Consider the following 16,726-nt stretch of genomic DNA (forward strand, 5'->3'; position numbering starts at 1 on the left):
GGAAAGAGACGTTATTCTATAACTCTTTTATCGCCGAGTCTGTGCCGTGTTCCGTCTATTCGTCTCCCTGTTCCTCAGCGCCTGCGCCCTGTCTGCACAGGCCGATGTGCGCCTTTTGACCAGCATCAAGCCGCTGCAACTGATCGCTGCTGCCGTGCAGGACGGCGCTGGCCAGCCCGATGTGCTGCTGCCGCCGGGTGCTTCGCCGCACCAGTACGCCCTGCGTCCGTCCGACGTGCGCCGGGTGCGCGAGGCGGACCTGTTCTACTGGGTCGGCCCCGATCTGGAAGGTTTCCTGCCCCGCGTGCTGCAGGGCCGCGACAAGCCCAGCGTGGCGCTGCAGGGCGAGCCTGGCCTGACCCTGCGCCATTTCGAGGCGCTGCACGACGAGCACGAAGGCGAGCACGACGAACACGAGCACGATCATGACCATCGCCCCGGCTCCATCGACGCCCATCTCTGGCTGCTGCCGGCCAACGCGCGGGTGATCGCCGCACGCATGGCGGCTGACCTCGCCACCGCCGACCCGGCCAACGCCGTGCGCTACCAGACCAACCTGAAGGCCTTCGAAGGCCGCCTCGACCAGCTCGACGCCCGCCTGAAAGCACGCATGGCCAAGGTCGCCAGCAAGCCGTTCTTCGTCTTCCACGAAGCCTTCGACTATTTCGAGTCCGCCTACGGCCTGCGTCATGCCGGTGTGTTCAGCGTCGCCAGCGAAGTGCAGCCCGGCGCCCGCCACGTCGCCGCCATGCGCGAGCGCCTGCAGAAGGCCGGCCCGAGCTGCGTGTTCAGCGAACCGCCGGTGCGCCCGCGCCTGGCCGACACCCTGACGGCGGGCCTTTCGGTGCGCCTGGCCGAACTGGACGCCCTGGGCATGAATGCCCCGGTGGCCGCGAACGGCTACGAGACCCTGCTGCAGAATCTGGGCGACGGCCTGGCGGGGTGTCTGGAGGCGCTCTGATCTTTGCTCCCTTCTCCCTCTGGGAGAGGGGCTGGGGGTGAGGGCTGGCGTGCACCATCGCTCACTCGCGTTTGTGCATTACGGAGCCTCCGGTGGGCTGAAGCCCACCCTACCGGGCGATTCCGCACGGACTGCTAATGTGAGAGAGGGGCCGCGGGCCGCTTGATGTGAATCAGCGGCCGGCATTCGTGGTCGGACTAGTCTGGACTCTTCATTGCGGGAGGGCAGCGGATGGCCAGGACGGGAACGCCCAAGCAGGTCCAGGGCAATCACGGCATCGCCTTGCAGGCGGCGTCGGAGGATATCTGGGACAGCAAATACCGTCTCAAGCACAAGGACGGCACGCCCCTCGATCTCACCCCGGACGCTACCTGGCAACGCGTGGCGCGCGCCTTGTCCGAGGTGGAAGCCGATGCCGCGGCTCGCGAGCACTGGTATGAACGCTTCCTCTGGGCCCTGCGCAATGGCGCCATTCCCGCCGGGCGGATCATCTCCAATGCTGGCGCCCAGGACTTCAAGCCCGCCACGTCCACCATCAATTGCACCGTCTCCGGCACCATCCTCGACTCCATGGACGACATCCTCGGCAAGGTCCATGAAGCCGGTTTGACGCTCAAGGCCGGCTGCGGCATCGGCTACGAGTTCAGCACCCTGCGCCCACGCGGCGCCTACGTCTCCGGTGCCGGCGCGCAAACCAGCGGGCCGCTGTCCTTCATGGATATCTACGACAAGATGTGTTTCACCGTGAGCTCGGCCGGCGGCCGCCGGGGCGCGCAGATGGGCACCTTCGATGTCTGCCATCCGGATGTGCGCGAGTTCATCCGCGTCAAGCGCGAGGACGGGCGCCTGCGCCAGTTCAACCTCAGTCTGCTGGTCAGCGATGCCTTCATGCACGCGGTGGAGAACGACACCGAATGGCCGCTGCTCTACCCGGTACACCCGAAGGAACGGGACGAGCTGGACTTCGGCGATCCGACGCAGGTGATCTGGCGCGACTGGCCGGTGCACGAGGGCTATATCGTCCGCGAAGACGGCCTGGTGGCCTGCAAGGTCTACGGCCGCGTCCAGGCCCGGCACCTCTGGGACATGATCATGGTCTCCACCTACGACTTCGCCGAGCCGGGCTTCATCCTCATCGACCGGGTCAACGAGCTGAACAACAACTGGTGGTGCGAGGCGATCCGCGCGACCAATCCGTGCGTGACTGCTGACACTCGACTGGCGACCCAGTACGGCCTGGTGCCGATCGGCGAGCTGTATGCACGGGGGACTCCGCTCGAGGTCACGGTCGATAGGCGGTCCCTCGGTCTGGAGGGGCGTGGCGTGGAGATCCGCACGGCAAAACCGGCCTTCCTTAGTGCGGTGCGGGCTCCGGTGTACCGCGTGACGACGGACGATGGCTACGAAATCAAGGCCACCGAATGGCACGACGTTCACACCGAACGCGGCAGGGTGAAGCTGCGCGACCTCAAGGTGGGCGATCGGCTACTGGTGCAGTCCGGAAAAGGGCAGTTCGGTGAGCTGGGCGATGCATCCCTTGGCCAGTTGCTGGGTCTGATCACCGGTGATGGACATTTCACCAACCGGGGAGACGATCAGCAGGCTGCGGTCATCAGCTTGTGGGGCGAGGAACGGGCTCTGGCCGATGAGCTCGCCGCCTACATCAACAGCTTGATTGGCGCCGGTGTGAGTCGTGGCCGGGTCTATCAGGTCCGCCCTGTTGCGGTGCCCGAGCGGCAGCTGGTGTTCATCCGTTCGGTGCTGCTGGCGCGGCTCCTTGCTTTTCTTGGGTTCTCCGCCGCGACGAAGGCACGCGTGCCAGAGGTGATCTGGCGCGGCAGTGAGGTTTGCGTCAGGGCTTACCTGCGGGCCTTGTTCCAGTGCGACGGTACGGTGAATGTTTCCAGCAATAGCCAGAGCTGCTCTATCCGACTGGCGTCGAGCCAGACCCAATTGCTTCGGGAAGTTCAGCAACTGCTGGCCAATTTCGGCATCTTTTGCAGCATTCGTCAGCGGCGGCAAGCAGGCACGCGGACGATGCCGGACGGACGTGGTGGTACGCGGGATTTCGAGTGCTCAGCGGATTTCGAGCTCATCATCGACGGCGAGTCGCGAGAGCGCTTCATGGCGGAAATCGGCTTTCTGCTCCCGGCCAAGGAAGCGCGCTATCAGGTCTGGCGGCAGGGCAGGTTGCTGCGCAAGACGCAGCGCTTTTCCTCAGCCGTGCGGTGCATCGACTACCTGGCCGACGAGCCGGTTTTCGATACCACCCAACCCGACGGCAATGCGGTGGTATTCAATGGCCTGGTGACCGGGCAGTGTGGCGAACAGCCGCTACCCCCCTACGGCTCCTGCCTGCTCGGCTCGATCAATCTCACGGCCTTCGTCGAGGACCCGTTTACTGACGAGGCGCATTTCGACTGGGAGCGCTTCCGCGCGGTGGTGCGGGTATTCACCCGGATGCTCGACAACGTGGTGGAAGTGAACGGCCTGCCGCTTGCTCGCCAGCGCGAGGAAATCCTCGGCAAGCGCCGCCACGGTATGGGGTTCCTGGGGCTCGGCTCGGCCCTCGCGCTGCTGCGGTTGCGCTACGGCAGCACCGAGGCCTGCGTATTCACCGAAGAGGTGGCGCGGGAAATGGCCCTGGCCGGTTGGCAGGTTGCGCTGGAGCTGGCGCGGGAGAAAGGCCCGGCGCCGATCCTGACCCAGGACTACGAGGTGACCGCCGCCATGCTGCGCAAGCGGCCGGAAATGGCGGATGACGGCTACAAGGTCGGTGACCGGGTGCCCGGCCGTGTCCTGCATGCTCGCTATTCCCGCTATATGCAGCGCATCGCCGAGCATGCGCCGGAGCTGGTGGCCGAGCTGGCCGAAGTGGGCGCGCGCTTCACCCATCACAGCTCCATCGCGCCGACCGGCACCATCAGCCTGAGCCTGGCCAACAACGCTTCGAACGGCATCGAGCCGAGCTACGCCCACCAGTATTCGCGCAACCTGATCCGGCCCGGACGCAAGACCAAGGAGAAGATCGACGTCTGCAGCTACGAGCTGCTGGCGTACCGCGCATTGGTCAACGCCCAGGCGCGGCCCGATGCCGATCATCCGGCGCAGCGCCTGCCCGACTACTTCGTCAGTGCCGACGACATCAGCCCGGCGGAGCATGTGGACATGCAGGCGGCGGCGCAGCGCTGGATCGACTCATCCATCTCCAAGACCGCCAACGTGCCCACGGATTTTCGGTTCGAAGATTTCAAGGACATCTACCTCCAGGCGTGGCGCCAGGGACTCAAGGGCTGCACGACCTTTCGCTTCAACCCGGCCGCCTTCCAGGGCGTGCTGGTGAAGGACTCGGACCTGGAGAGGACCGTCTACCGCTTCGAACTGGAAGACGGCACGCTGGTGGAGCTGCGTGGCAACGAGGAAGTGGAATACGACGGCGAGGTGCACACCGCCGCCAACCTCTTCGACGCGCTGAAGGAAGGCTATTACGGCAGGTACTGAACGCCCGGAGGCCGTCATGACCATCAAGATCGAGAAGAAGATCAAGGGTTTCAGCCTGGTCGACCTGGACCAGGAGAAGGCCCGCAAGGCCGCTGAGGAAGCGGCTGCCGTGGTGCAGATGGACGAGACGCTGCAGCGTCCGGAAACCCTGGTCGGTGCGACGTACAAGATCAAGTCGCCCCTGTTCGAGCACGCGCTCTACGTGACCATCAACGACATCGTGCTCAACCCGGGCACCGCCTTCGAGCAGCGTCGGCCCTTCGAGATCTTCATCAACTCCAAGGGCATGGAGCACTTCCAGTGGATCGTCGCCCTTACCCGCATCATGTCGGCGGTCTTTCGCAAGGGGGGCGATTGCACCTTCCTGGTGGAAGAGCTGAAGGCGGTGTTCGATCCGCGCGGCGGTTATCTCAAGCGCGGCGGCGTCTACATGCCGTCACTGGTGGCCGAGATCGGCGCCGTGCTGGAGCGACACCTGGTGGCCATCGGGTTGATGGAGGGCCAGAAGGTGGATGAGGAGCACAAGCTCTACCTCGCCGAGAAGCGCGCTGCCTACGAGGCTAGCCTGGGCACGTCCACGGCCGAACCCGGAGAGGGTTTCCCTGCCGGTGCCCAGCTCTGCGGCAAGTGCAACACGCAGGCGGTGGTGCAGATGGATGGTTGCGCGACCTGCCTGAACTGCGGGCACTCGAAGTGCGGGTGAGCCCGTACAGAACGCGCACATATCGTCGGGCTGGAACGAACCTTGTGGGGGCGAATTCATTCGCCATGCAGGCCGAAGGTCTGCCCTGACGGCTGTCGGGACAGCTGCGCTGTCCTTCGCGAATGAATTCGCCCCCACAGGAAAAGCGAAGGACTCGCGTCCTTCTCAGAGCGCGAATGGCAGCGGCAATTCCACCTTCTGCCGCTGCGCCAGCCGCAGCTGGAACACATTGGGATCGTGGATCAGCACGTCCTGCCCGGCGAAGGCATTGGCGGCGATCAGGCGCGAAAGCCAGAAGCGTACGCAGGCGATGCGCAGGGCAGTCGGCCAGAGTTCGGCCTCGGCGGCGGTGAAGGGGCGTAGGGCCGCATAGGCCGCCAGCAGCGCGCGGGCGAGCGACTTGTCGAGATGGCCATCGGCATCGGAACACCAATCGTTCAGGCAGATGGCCAGGTCGTAGAGCATCGGCCCGGAGCAGGCGTTGTAGAAGTCGATCACTCCGGACAGGTGAGTACCGTCGAACAGCGCGTTGTCCTTGAACAGATCCGCATGCAGGTTGGCGCGTGGAAGGGCGAGGAAGCGCTGTTTCACTTCGCCGATTTCCTTCAACGCATCCCGCAGCAGCGGCAGGGCCGTTTCGTCCAGTTGCAGGGCCAGCGTCGGGCCTTCATTGAGCATCCAGTCCAGGCCGCGATCGCTCTTGCGCTCCAGCACGCGCTCGCGCGTTGCCAGGTGCAGGCGCGCCAGCAATGCGCCGACTTCCGCGCAATGGTGGGCGTTGGGCAGGTGCACATGCTTGCCCGGCAGGCGCGGTTGCAGCAGTGCCGGCTTACCGGCGAGCTCGCGCAGGGCTTCTCCCGCTTCGGTGCGCAGGGCGAAAGGGACCGGCAGGTCCGCTTCGTGGAGCACATCGAGCAGCTCGATGAAGAACGGCAGGTCGTGGCTGGGGCCACGCTCCACCAGGGTCAGTACGAATTCACCCCGCTCCAGACTGACGAAGAAGTTGCTGTTCTCGGAGCCTTCGGCAATGCCCTGGAAATCCTTCAGCCGACCAAGCCCGTAGGGGGCGAGGAAAGTTTCCAGTTCCGGACGTTCGAGCGGAGTGAATACGGACATTGGACTACCTTGTTACGGGGTTGCGTGCGGCGCTACCAGCTGAAGATTTCCCACGCGGGGATGAGCATGTCGGGGTTGTCCGAGCGAACATAGTTGCTTTCGCCATCGGCGCGAACCAGGAAGTACGGCTTGCCGTTCTTCGGCGTCACCTTGATGGCGTACAGGAAACCGTTGACGCGGTATTCCTGAATGGTCTTGTCGCCTTCCTGGCGGATGGTGACGTCCGGCTCGGCGGACGGCTCATCAGCGGCGAACGTGGCGACTGGAGCGATGGCCAGCAGGCTGGCCAGCAAAAGGCGGTTCAGTGCGCGCATGGTAACCTTGTCCCTTCTCGTCAATGATCGGTCCATTCTACTTCGGGTCCGGTGAATAAAGGTTGAATTCACGCATGAGCCAAGCCCCCCTCGTCCTGGTGGACGGATCCTCCTACCTGTATCGCGCCTTCCATGCCCTGCCGCCGCTGAACACCTCGGCCGGCCTGCCTACGGGCGCGGTCAAAGGCGTGCTGAACATGCTCAAGAGCCTGCGTCGGCAGTATCCGGACAGCCCCTTCGCGGTGGTATTCGACGCCAAAGGCGGCACGTTCCGCGACGAGATGTTCGCCGAGTACAAGGCCAATCGCCCCTCGATGCCGGACGAACTGCGGGTGCAGGTGGAGCCGCTGCACGCCAGCGTGCGCGCCCTTGGCCTGCCGTTGCTCTGCGTGGAAGGCGTGGAAGCTGACGACGTGATCGGCACCCTGGCCCGGCAGAGCGCGGCGGGTGGCCGCCCGGTGGTGATCTCCACGGGCGACAAGGACATGGCGCAGTTGGTCGACGGGCACATTACGCTGGTCAACACCATGACCGGTAGCACGCTGGACGTGGATGGCGTGAAGGAGAAATTCGGTGTCGGTCCTGAACTCATCATCGACTACCTGGCGCTGATGGGGGACAAGGTCGACAACATTCCGGGCGTGCCCGGCGTCGGCGAGAAAACCGCCCTCGGCCTGCTCACCGGTGTCGGTGGCGGCCTCGATGTGCTCTACGCCAGTCTGGAAAAAGTACCTGAGCTGCCGATCCGTGGAGCCAAGGGCCTGCCGGCGAAGCTCGAAGAGCACAAGGACATGGCCTACCTGTCCTACAAGCTCGCCACCATCAAATGCGACGTCGAACTGAACGTCGAGATCGACGCCCTGCATCCTGGCGAGCCGGACCGTGAGGCCCTCGCCGAGCTGTATCGCACCCTGGAATTCAAGACCTGGCTGGACGATCTTCAGCGCCAGGCGGCCAAGTCCGGCGGCGAGCAGCTGGCACTGGAAGAAGCTCCGGTCGCCGCGGCCGAGAAACGCTATGAGATCGTTCTGGAACAGGCTCAGTTCGATGCCTGGATGAAGAAGCTCGAAGCGGCTCCGCTGTTCGCCTTCGACACCGAAACCACCAGCCTCGACGCGCAACAGGCGCAGGTCGTGGGCGTTTCCTTCTCGGTCGAGGCCGGTGAAGCGGCTTACGTGCCGCTCGCCCACAGCTACATGGGCGTGCCCGCGCAGCTCGATCGTGATGCCGTGCTCAAGGCCCTCAAGCCGCTGCTGGAGGACCCGACCAAAGCGAAGGTCGGCCAGCACGCCAAGTACGACATGAACGTCCTGGCCAATGCCTCCACCCCCATCGCCGTGCAGGGGATCGCCTTCGACACCATGCTCGAGTCCTATGTGCTGGACTCCACCGCGACCCGCCACGACATGGATAGCCTGGCCCTCAAATACCTGGGCCACAGCACCATCCGCTTCGAGGACATCGCCGGCAAGGGCGCGAAACAGCTCACCTTCGATCAGATCGCCATCGAACAGGCCGGCCCCTATTCGGCCGAGGACGCGGACGTCACCCTGCGCCTGCACCAGACCCTCTGGCAGAAGCTGGAGACCATCCCGTCCCTGGCCAGGGTGTTGAAGGAAATCGAGATGCCGCTGGTGCCGGTGCTGGCGCGCATCGAGCGCAACGGCGCTTACGTCGACGGCAAATTGCTGGGCCAGCAGAGCCTGGAGCTGGGCGAGAAGATGGTGGCGCTGGAGCGCCAGGCCTATGAGCTGGCCGGACAGGAGTTCAACCTCGGTTCGCCCAAACAGCTCGGCGCCATCCTTTATGAAAAGCTCGGCCTGCCGGTACTGGCCAAGACGGCGACTGGCCAGCCTTCTACCGCCGAGAACGTGCTTGCCGATCTCGCCGAGCAGGATTACGAGCTGCCCAAGGTGATCATGCAGTACCGCTCCCTGAGCAAACTCAAGAGCACCTACACCGACAAGCTGCCGGAGCAGATCAACCCGCGTACCGGACGCATTCATACGTCCTACCACCAGGCGGTGGCGGCTACCGGGCGCTTGTCTTCCACCGACCCGAACCTGCAGAACATCCCGATCCGCACCGCCGAGGGACGGCGCATCCGCCAGGCCTTCGTCGCGCCCAAGGGCTACAAGCTCCTGGCGGCGGACTACTCGCAGATCGAGCTGCGCATCATGGCCCACCTGGCCAAGGACGAAGGCCTGCTCGACGCCTTCCGGCATGATCGCGACGTGCACCGCGCCACTGCATCCGAGGTGTTCGGCGTCGCGCTGGAAGAAGTCAGCAACAACCAGCGACGCAGTGCCAAGGCGATCAACTTCGGCCTGATCTACGGCATGAGCGCCTTTGGCCTGGCCAAGCAGATCGGCGTCGAGCGCAAGGAAGCACAGGCGTATATCGATCGCTATTTCGCCCGTTACCCCGGCGTGCTGGCCTATATGGAGCGCACCCGCGAGCAGGCCGCGCAGCAGGGCTTCGTCGAAACGCTGTTCGGTCGCCGCCTGTACCTGCCGGAAATCCATTCCAAGAACCAGGCCATGCGCAAGGGCGCCGAGCGCACCGCGATCAACGCGCCGATGCAGGGTACAGCGGCCGACATCATGAAGCGCGCCATGGTCGCCGTGGACAATTGGCTGCAGCAGAGTGGCCTGGATGTCCGCGTCATCCTGCAGGTTCACGACGAATTGGTGCTGGAGGTGCGTGAGGATCTGGTGGAGCAGGTATCCGCGCAGATTCGCCCACTCATGAGCGGCGCCGCTGAGCTGGATGTTCCGCTGGTGGTGGAAGTGGGCGTAGGTGACAACTGGGATGAGGCGCACTGAGTGCGCCTTCGGGGCGGAATCTGTATCAGCAGTGAAACAGGTGTTTATTTCTTGATCGAATAAACATGCTTCTTTTGATAGCAAAGAGTTTTTGAAAGAAGTCTGAACTTTCTGCGAATCAGGGGAGTCACACACATGAATGGCTGGTGAAGCCTTTCGATGCTCCTTTTGCTGTGTTTAGTGTTGGCAGATATCTGAACCCCGCCCTAGCGGTTCAGACTTAGACCCCGAACTTCCCCCTCCCCATACGAAGTCCGGGGTTTTTTTTGCCCGCAATTCAGGCTTCGGCTTCGTCGTCCTGCAGGTCCAGCTGCAACCAGTGCGCGAGCACGGCGTGGGCTTCTTCGATGCCCTGGCGCTTGGGTGCGGAGAACAGCTGGATGCTCACACCTTCGCCCCAACCCTTGCGGATCTCCTGGCGCACCTTCAGCAGGGCGTTCTTCGCTGCACCGAACGCCAGCTTGTCGGCCTTGGTCAGCAGGATGTGCAGGGGCATGTTGCCCGCGCTGGACCAATCCAGCATCAGGCGGTCGAAGTCGGTCAGCGGGTGGCGGATGTCCATCATCAGGATCAGCCCGGCGAGACTTTCGCGGCTGCTGAGGTAGGCCTCCAGGTGATGCTGCCAGTGTTGCTTGAGGGGGATCGGCACCTTGGCGTAGCCGTAGCCGGGCAGGTCCACCAGGCGACGTTCTTCGTCCAGCGAGAAGAAGTTCAGCAGCTGGGTGCGACCCGGGGTTTTCGAGGTACGCGCCAGGCTGGCGTGGGTCAGGGTGTTCAGCGCGCTGGACTTGCCGGCGTTGGAACGCCCGGCAAAAGCCACTTCCAGGCCGCTATCCGGCGGGCACTGGTCGACCTTGGCGGCACTGATGAGAAAGCGGGCTTGTTGGCACAGGCCGAGAATCGGGTTCTTCGATGACATTGGGAATCCAGGGGTGCGACGCGGTGTCGCATAGGGCGGTTTCGTTTCCGTTTATGCATCGCCAGTATATAATGCCGCAGATTTAGTGTGCGCTTTATCCCCAGGGTCTAGAGTGTCCACGGCATGACCGACGCACGACAGAATGCGCGGCGAAGCCCCCCCGATGAGGTTGATCATGAAGAAAGTACTGCTCGCTGCTAGCCTTGCGGCGCTGTCCTTCGTCGCGCAAGCGGCCCAGGATCCGGAAGCGGTTTTCAACCGGGCCTGTGGCGCCTGTCATACTGGTCAGCTGCCGATGGCGCCGAAGAAGGGCGACAAGGCTGCCTGGGAACCGCGCCTGGCCAAGGGCATGGACACTCTGGTACAGAGCGTCACCAATGGTTTGAACGCCATGCCGCCGAAAGGCCTGTGCATGGATTGCAGTGCCGAGGACTACAAGGCCGTCATCCAATGGATGAGCCAATAAAGTAGCCCGGCGCATAACACCTTTACCCTTTAGCCGTAGTTGGATTAGCTGATGAACAAAGTAATCGTGAGTCTGCTGTTGACCCTGGGCATCACCGGCATGGCCCACGCCGCTGGCGACGCCAAGGCTGGTCAGGCCAAGGCCGCAGTATGTGGTGCCTGCCATGGCCCGGACGGCAACAGCGCCGCCCCGAACTTCCCGAAACTGGCTGGCCAGGGCGAGCGCTACCTGCTCAAGCAGATGAAGGACATCAAGGCCGGTAACCGTACCGTGCTGGAAATGACCGGCCTGCTGAACAACCTCAGCGACCAGGACCTGGCTGACATCGCCGCCTACTTCTCCAGCCAGAAGGGCAGCGTCGGCGCAGCCGATCCTAAAGTCGTCGCCCGTGGTGAAGCGCTCTTCCGCGGCGGCAAGCTGGATCAGGGCATGCCGGCCTGCACCGGCTGCCACGCTCCCGACGGCTCCGGCAACGCGGCTGCCGGCTTCCCGCACCTGGGTGGCCAGCATGCCCAGTACGTGGCCAAGCAGCTGACCGATTTCCGCGAAGGCAACCGCACCAACGATGGCGACAGCATGATCATGCGCGGCATCGCCGCCAAGCTGAGCAACAAGGACATCGAAGCGGTATCCAGCTACATCCAGGGCCTGCACTGAGACCCGTTGTCTGGAATCTGAAAGAGGGTGGCTTAGGCCACCCTTTTTCGTTCTTCGGGCCGCTACAATGGCCGGAACCCGCTGTGTCGCCGCAGGTCGAAACATGGCCTTCGCGGCCCTATTACCCCTCAAGGAGTGAAGCATGCGTAACCTGATTCTTTCCGCCGTTCTTGCTGGCGCAAGCCTGCTGGGCATGAGCGCCGTCCAGGCTGACGACATCGAGGCTGGCAAGCAGTATGTCGAACTGAACAGCCCGGTTCCGGTGTCGGTTCCCGGCAAGATCGAAGTGGTGGAGCTGTTCTGGTACGGCTGCCCGCACTGCTACCAGTTCGAGCCGACCCTCAATCCCTGGGCCGAGAAACTGCCGGAAGATGTCAACTTCGTGCGCATTCCCGCCATGTTCGGCGGCCTGTGGAATGTCCATGGCCAGCTGTTCATCACCCTGGAAAGCATGAAAGTCGAGCATTCGGTCCACAAGGCCGTGTTCGATGCCATCCACAAGGAAGGCAAGAAACTCGCTACCCCGGAAGAAATGGCTGAGTTCCTCGCCGGCCAGGGCGTGGACAAGGACGCCTTCCTCAAGGCCTACAACTCCTTCGCGGTCAAAGGCCAGATGGAGAAAGCCAAGAAGCTGGCCATGGCCTACCAGATCACTGGCGTACCGACCCTGGTGGTTAACGGCAAATACCGCTTCGACATCAGCTCCTCGGGCGGCCCGGAGCAGACCCTCAAAGTCGCCGAACACCTGATCGAGAAGGAGCGCGCCGCGAAGTAAGCGGCGCATTCGCCCGATGCTGCGACGCTGGGTGGGTGAGCGGGAGGCAGGCCCCTGCGATGCACGGGTCAACCCTCACTGCGACAGGGGCGGTTTGCCCGCCGACGGTCGCCTGCGCCTGCTCAGCTTCAATATCCAGGTCGGCATCAGCACCGAGCGTTACCGCCATTACCTGACCCGTGGCTGGCAGCATCTGCTGCCGCACACGGGCCGCGCCGGAAACCTCCAGCGCATTGGCGACCTGTTGGGCGACTACGATCTGGTCGCCCTGCAGGAGGTCGACGGCGGCAGCCTCCGCTCCGGCTACATCAATCAGGTCGAACACCTCGCCCAGCTCGGCGCCTTCCCTTACTGGTATCAGCAGCTCAACCGCAACCTTGGGCGCATCGCCCAGCACAGCAACGGCCTGCTCAGCCGCTTGCAGCCCAGTTTGCTGGAAGACCATCCCCTGCCCGGCCCTCCCGGCCGCGGCGCGATCCTGTTGCGCTTCGGTTCGGGCAGCAATGCCCTCGCCGTGGTGATGATGCACCTGTCCCTCGGGGCCCGTACCCGTACTCGCCAGCTGGCCTACATCCGCGAGCGCGTCAGCGGCTTTCGCCATCTGGTGCTGATGGGCGACATGAACACCCACGCCAACGACCTGCTGCAGAACTCGCCCCTGCGCGACCTCGGTCTCCTGGCGCCCCAGGTCGAGGCGACATTCCCCAGCTGGCGGCCGCAACGCTGTCTCGACCATATCCTGCTCAGCCCCAGTCTGACCCTCGAGCGCGTGGCGGTGCTCAGCCAACCCATATCCGACCATCTGCCCGTGGCGGTGGACATTCGCCTGCCCGCTGAACTGCGGGCCGATCTGCCCCTGGCCCTCAGCGAAAACTAGCGCGGAATCCCTGCATGAGCGACGACGCCCAGCGTTGGAAAGCCAAATACCTGGAAAGCCTTGAACAGCAGGAGAAGCTCGAGAAGCGCTGGGATGCCCGCCTCGACCTGCTGCGCCGTGGCCTGGTGCGCAGCTCCCTGGCTGCCGAGGGCTCCGACAAGGCAGTTGACCAGTGCATGCAGGAGCTGCGGGAAATCATCCGTAGCGAGCAGATGGACGCCGGCCTTTCGGCGCTGATCCCGCGCCTGGAAAAGGCCGTACTGGACTCCGAGCAGCGTCGCCAGCAACGCGTTGAACAGAACGTCAACGCCCTCACCGCGATCGCCGGCCGCCTGCTCGCACTCGATCTGCCGCGTGAGGTGCGCAAGGGGATCAAGCAGTTCTCCAGGCGCATCGATGAGCGCGCGCGCCATTCCCGCGAGTTGCCGGCCCTGCTTGCCGAACTCGGGATGCTTCAGGGCCAGGCGCTGGAAGCGCTATCCAATGAAGACGCATCGGTTGCCAAGCCCGGTCTGCTGCAGCGGCTTTTCGGCAGCAACCGCGAGGATGCATCAGAAGCCGGCTCAGAGGCAGCGACGTCCGAAGTGGAACAGCGTCAGGCGCCAGTACCCGCTCCGGCCATGGAAGCTGGAAGCGAGCCTGAGGTCGAAGCGCGGATACCGGCCACCTCCATCGATCCCGTGCGTACCCCGGCGCCCATTGCGTCGGTCGAATCCGTACAGGCAGTCGCCGCCCCTGTCCCCGTGCGTATCAGCGGTCTGGACAGCTTGCCGCTCTCCGCGTCCATCCTCACCGGTGACGGCAACCCCGAATACGCCCTCCCCAGCCTGCCCGAGCCGGGCTACAGCGCCATCGCCCCCCATGTCGCTGACAGCCTGCGTTCACTGCTGGACGAACTGGACCTTCCGGAACATCACCAGCCGCAGGCGGCGGCACTGCGCCAACGACTGGAAGGTGGACTGAACTGGTATGAACTGGTGCCGGTTCTGGATGATCTGGGTGTGCTTGTGCTGGCGATGACCGACAGCGGCCACCGCGAATTCGCCGGCTACCTGAAACAGCTTAACCAGCGCCTGGCGCTGTTCCTTGAGCACCTGAGCACGGCGCACGAAGGTTATTCCGAGTCACTGGACAGTGCCCGAGCCCTCGACGACCAACTGCGCGAGCAGGTCAGCGGTTTGCAGGCCAGCGTGCAGGACGCCACGGACCTCACCCACCTCAAGCAGAGCCTGGAGCAGCGCCTGGACGGTCTGCTCGACACCATGAACCGCTACCAGCAGCAGCGTTCGACCCGCGAGCACGAGGTCGGCGAGCGATTGCAGGTGCTGATGACGCGGGTGGCGGCCATGGAAGAGGAGGCCAAGACCTTCCAGGACAACCTTGAGGTACAGCGCCAGAAGGCGCTGCAGGACCCGCTCACCGGGCTGCCCAACCGCGCGGCCTGGAACGAACGTCTGGGAATCGAACTGGCGCGGCAGCAGCGCTACGGAGGTGACCTGCTGCTGGCGGTGATCGACATCGACCACTTCAAGCGCATCAACGATGGCTTCGGCCACCTGGCCGGCGACAAGGTGCTGAAGATCATCGCCGGCGAACTCCATCGGCGCCTGCGCAAGACCGACTTCATCGCCCGATTTGGTGGCGAGGAGTTCGTCCTGCTGCTGCCTGCTACCCCTGTGGATGGCGGCGAGCAGCTGATGGAAAGCTTGCGCGTGGCCATCGAGGCCTGCCCGTTCCACTTCAAGGGCGAACGGGTGTCCATCACCCTCTCGGCCGGCCTGACATCATTGCTGCCCGGTGAGCCGAGCGACGTCGCCTTCCAGCGCGCGGACGAGGCGCTTTACCGGGCCAAGCACCAGGGGCGCAATCGCATCGAGCTGTCCCTGCCGAAGCCATTGGCAGGAAGCAGCGCACCCGACCCGCAGGGGTTGCCGCAACCGGGCTGAGTTCGTCAGGCGGCGCTTGAGATATAGGGCTTCCAGTTTTCCGGAATATGTTCCAGGCGTGGGTAATCCAGTCCGGCGAACTGCGGTTCGCTGAGCATGAACGGCGTGTGCCGCTGCTCGATCGGCAGGCCACGCAGTTCGGGTAGCCAGAGACTGACGTAGGCGGCATCCGGGTCGTACTGCCGGGCCTGGCGCAGCGCATTGAAGGCCCGCGCGCGACGCGGGTCGCTGGCCACGCCGGCGAGGTAGGCCCAGTTGCCCCAGTTGCTCGCCGGGTCGTAATCCAGCAAGTGTTCTTCGAACCAGGCCGCACCGTAGCGCCAGTCCTGCTCCAGATCGTTGACCAGGTAAGCCGCCACCACCTGCCGGCCGCGGCTGGACATCCAGCCGGTCATCATCAGCTCGCGCATGTTGGCGTCCACCAGCGGCATGCCGGTGCGACCGTTGCACCAGCGCAGGTAGCGCTCGTCGAGATTGCTCGGCGCCCGGGCGGTGGCCTTCAGCCCGTCTGCGCGGAACAGGGCACTGCCGAAGCGCAGCAGCGTCCAGCGGAAGAATTCGCGCCAGAGCAATTCCATCCACAACTGCTGGGTCGACTCACTGCGGCCATGCTGCGCTTCCAGGCGGTGCAGTTCGGCAGCCACCCGGCGTGGCGACAGACTGCCATTGGCCAGCCAGGGCGACAGCTTGGATGAGTATTCGCTGCCGATCATGCCGTTGCGGGTTTCCTGATACTGGTGCACACCCCGGGATTCCCAGAGATAGTCGCGCAGCCGCGCTTGCGCGGCAGGCTCGCCGCCGGCGAAAGGGAATGCGGTGGCCGGCGTCCCCAGCGGCTCGCCCAACCCCAGGCGGGACAGCGTCGGCAGCGGCTCCATCAGGCTCAACGCGCCGCTGGGCAACGGCGGCAGCGTGTGCGGAATGGGACGCGGCTGGAAGACGTAGAGGCGCTCATCCATCAGGTCGCGGAACTTATTGAAGACCGAAGGCAGCTCGATCAGTGGCCGCGGCAGTTCTTCCTCGCGCAGCAGATTGTTCCCCGGCAGCGCAGTGAACGGCACGCCCAGGGCATGACGGACGCGGCGCATCTCATCGAGCTCGAAGGGCGCCATTTCATCCAGGGTGAGGACTTCGTCCAGGCCCAGGTGGTCCACCAGGGTGGGAATCACCAGTTCCGCATGGCCCTGCACCACCAGGAGCCGTGAGCCGTGCTGGCGCAGGCCGGAATCCAGAGCTGCCAGGCTCTCCAGGAGAAAGCGCGCGCGATGCACCCCCAGACGGCGCGGGCCCAAAGGCGAGGGACGGAGCAGTGCAGGGTCGAAGACGTACAGGGGCAACAGACGGTCTGCCTGGAGCGCGGCCTGGAGCGCCGGGTGGTCATCGAGCCTGAGATCCTGCTTGAACCAGAGCAGCGCGCGGCGCATGGCGGTCTTCCTCGGCGGGGATTTCCCTTATCTACAACATTACCTGCGGCAACCATTTCCACCTCGCCGTTCATCCCGGCCTGTAGGCCCCATGTCCGATAACCGCAGTGGCATTCGGCTATAATCCGCGCCCTTTTTCTTCCGGGGCCTGTGTCCGGAGAAGATTTCGCAACAGCTTCACTACCCGCCCCGGGGACTGCGCGCAGACGCCGGCGCAACCGCCCATTACACTTCTGCCCATT

At 64.2% G+C, this 16,726-nt stretch carries 13 protein-coding genes; 9 read left to right on the top strand and 4 right to left on the bottom strand.

The annotated features are described in order from the left end of the window. Window positions 1-46: 46 nt before the first annotated feature. The 3 genes from DM872_RS22620 (at window position 47) to DM872_RS22630 (ending at window position 5,165) form a co-directional block, all read left to right on the top strand. A complete protein-coding gene (locus DM872_RS22620; RefSeq protein WP_179061527.1) occupies window positions 47-961 on the top strand; it encodes a zinc ABC transporter substrate-binding protein in 915 nt (304 codons plus the stop codon). Window positions 962-1,192: 231 nt separating this feature from the next. Then, on the top strand, window positions 1,193-4,462 hold the full coding sequence (locus tag DM872_RS22625) for an LAGLIDADG family homing endonuclease (protein ID WP_179061528.1): 3,270 nt from the start codon (window positions 1,193-1,195) through the stop codon (window positions 4,460-4,462). A gap of 16 nt (window positions 4,463-4,478) precedes the next feature. Beyond that, complete coding sequence (locus tag DM872_RS22630; protein ID WP_179061529.1) at window positions 4,479-5,165, top strand: TSCPD domain-containing protein; 687 nt, start codon at window positions 4,479-4,481, stop codon at window positions 5,163-5,165. A gap of 165 nt (window positions 5,166-5,330) precedes the next feature. On the opposite strand, the gene DM872_RS22635 is transcribed toward DM872_RS22630, so the two are convergent. Continuing rightward, the gene (locus DM872_RS22635) at window positions 5,331-6,281 is read right to left on the bottom strand and encodes a homoserine kinase (RefSeq protein WP_179061530.1); all 951 of its coding nucleotides are present in this window, start codon (window positions 6,279-6,281) and stop codon (window positions 5,331-5,333) included. 32 nt (window positions 6,282-6,313) lie between these two features. Then, complete coding sequence (locus DM872_RS22640; RefSeq protein ID WP_069081419.1) at window positions 6,314-6,595, bottom strand: DUF2782 domain-containing protein; 282 nt, start codon at window positions 6,593-6,595, stop codon at window positions 6,314-6,316. A 74-nt stretch (window positions 6,596-6,669) separates the two neighbouring features. Between DM872_RS22640 and polA the strand changes: the two genes are divergently transcribed. Continuing rightward, a complete protein-coding gene (gene polA / locus DM872_RS22645; RefSeq protein WP_179061531.1) occupies window positions 6,670-9,420 on the top strand; it encodes a DNA polymerase I in 2,751 nt (916 codons plus the stop codon). A gap of 277 nt (window positions 9,421-9,697) precedes the next feature. Here the strand turns inward: polA and yihA are convergent, their stop codons facing one another. Then, window positions 9,698-10,339, bottom strand: a complete 642-nt coding sequence (yihA, locus tag DM872_RS22650) for a ribosome biogenesis GTP-binding protein YihA/YsxC (protein WP_179061532.1) — start codon at window positions 10,337-10,339, stop codon at window positions 9,698-9,700. Window positions 10,340-10,514: 175 nt separating this feature from the next. Between yihA and DM872_RS22655 the strand changes: the two genes are divergently transcribed. The 5 genes from DM872_RS22655 (at window position 10,515) to DM872_RS22675 (ending at window position 15,060) form a co-directional block, all read left to right on the top strand. After that, a complete protein-coding gene (locus DM872_RS22655) occupies window positions 10,515-10,805 on the top strand; it encodes a c-type cytochrome (protein ID WP_077527577.1) in 291 nt (96 codons plus the stop codon). Between the two features lie 51 nt (window positions 10,806-10,856). Further along, window positions 10,857-11,462, top strand: a complete 606-nt coding sequence (locus DM872_RS22660; protein ID WP_069081423.1) for a c-type cytochrome — start codon at window positions 10,857-10,859, stop codon at window positions 11,460-11,462. 142 nt (window positions 11,463-11,604) lie between these two features. Then, window positions 11,605-12,237 carry a thiol:disulfide interchange protein DsbA/DsbL gene (locus tag DM872_RS22665; RefSeq protein WP_179061533.1) on the top strand — a complete coding sequence of 211 codons (633 nt, stop codon included), beginning with the start codon at window positions 11,605-11,607 and terminating at the stop codon, window positions 12,235-12,237. 16 nt (window positions 12,238-12,253) lie between these two features. Continuing rightward, window positions 12,254-13,114, top strand: coding sequence for an endonuclease/exonuclease/phosphatase family protein (locus tag DM872_RS22670; protein WP_179061534.1), 861 nt, complete (start codon window positions 12,254-12,256; stop codon window positions 13,112-13,114). Window positions 13,115-13,128: 14 nt separating this feature from the next. Then, window positions 13,129-15,060: a GGDEF domain-containing protein gene (locus tag DM872_RS22675; protein ID WP_179061535.1), complete on the top strand. Its 1,932-nt coding sequence runs from the start codon at window positions 13,129-13,131 to the stop codon at window positions 15,058-15,060. Between the two features lie 5 nt (window positions 15,061-15,065). On the opposite strand, the gene DM872_RS22680 is transcribed toward DM872_RS22675, so the two are convergent. Further along, window positions 15,066-16,484, bottom strand: a complete 1,419-nt coding sequence (locus DM872_RS22680; RefSeq protein ID WP_179061536.1) for a DASH family cryptochrome — start codon at window positions 16,482-16,484, stop codon at window positions 15,066-15,068. Window positions 16,485-16,726 lie beyond the last annotated feature (242 nt).

Origin of the sequence: Pseudomonas taiwanensis, assembly GCF_013393345.1 — a bacterium.
Lineage (GTDB): Bacteria > Pseudomonadota > Gammaproteobacteria > Pseudomonadales > Pseudomonadaceae > Metapseudomonas > Metapseudomonas resinovorans_C.

Bases quoted from the DNA above. Each gene is read 5' to 3' on its own strand.
- DM872_RS22660 (WP_069081423.1), top strand. From the start codon at position 10,857: ATGAACAAAGTAATCGTGAGTCTGCTGTTGACCCTGGGCATCACCGGC.
- DM872_RS22635 (WP_179061530.1), bottom strand. From the start codon at position 6,281: ATGTCCGTATTCACTCCGCTCGAACGTCCGGAACTGGAAACTTTCCTC.
- DM872_RS22640 (WP_069081419.1), bottom strand. From the start codon at position 6,595: ATGCGCGCACTGAACCGCCTTTTGCTGGCCAGCCTGCTGGCCATCGCT.
- polA (WP_179061531.1), top strand. From the start codon at position 6,670: ATGAGCCAAGCCCCCCTCGTCCTGGTGGACGGATCCTCCTACCTGTAT.
- DM872_RS22665 (WP_179061533.1), top strand. From the start codon at position 11,605: ATGCGTAACCTGATTCTTTCCGCCGTTCTTGCTGGCGCAAGCCTGCTG.
- yihA (WP_179061532.1), bottom strand. From the start codon at position 10,339: ATGTCATCGAAGAACCCGATTCTCGGCCTGTGCCAACAAGCCCGCTTT.
- DM872_RS22670 (WP_179061534.1), top strand. From the start codon at position 12,254: ATGCTGCGACGCTGGGTGGGTGAGCGGGAGGCAGGCCCCTGCGATGCA.
- DM872_RS22655 (WP_077527577.1), top strand. From the start codon at position 10,515: ATGAAGAAAGTACTGCTCGCTGCTAGCCTTGCGGCGCTGTCCTTCGTC.
- DM872_RS22630 (WP_179061529.1), top strand. From the start codon at position 4,479: ATGACCATCAAGATCGAGAAGAAGATCAAGGGTTTCAGCCTGGTCGAC.
- DM872_RS22675 (WP_179061535.1), top strand. From the start codon at position 13,129: ATGAGCGACGACGCCCAGCGTTGGAAAGCCAAATACCTGGAAAGCCTT.
- DM872_RS22680 (WP_179061536.1), bottom strand. From the start codon at position 16,484: ATGCGCCGCGCGCTGCTCTGGTTCAAGCAGGATCTCAGGCTCGATGAC.
- DM872_RS22625 (WP_179061528.1), top strand. From the start codon at position 1,193: ATGGCCAGGACGGGAACGCCCAAGCAGGTCCAGGGCAATCACGGCATC.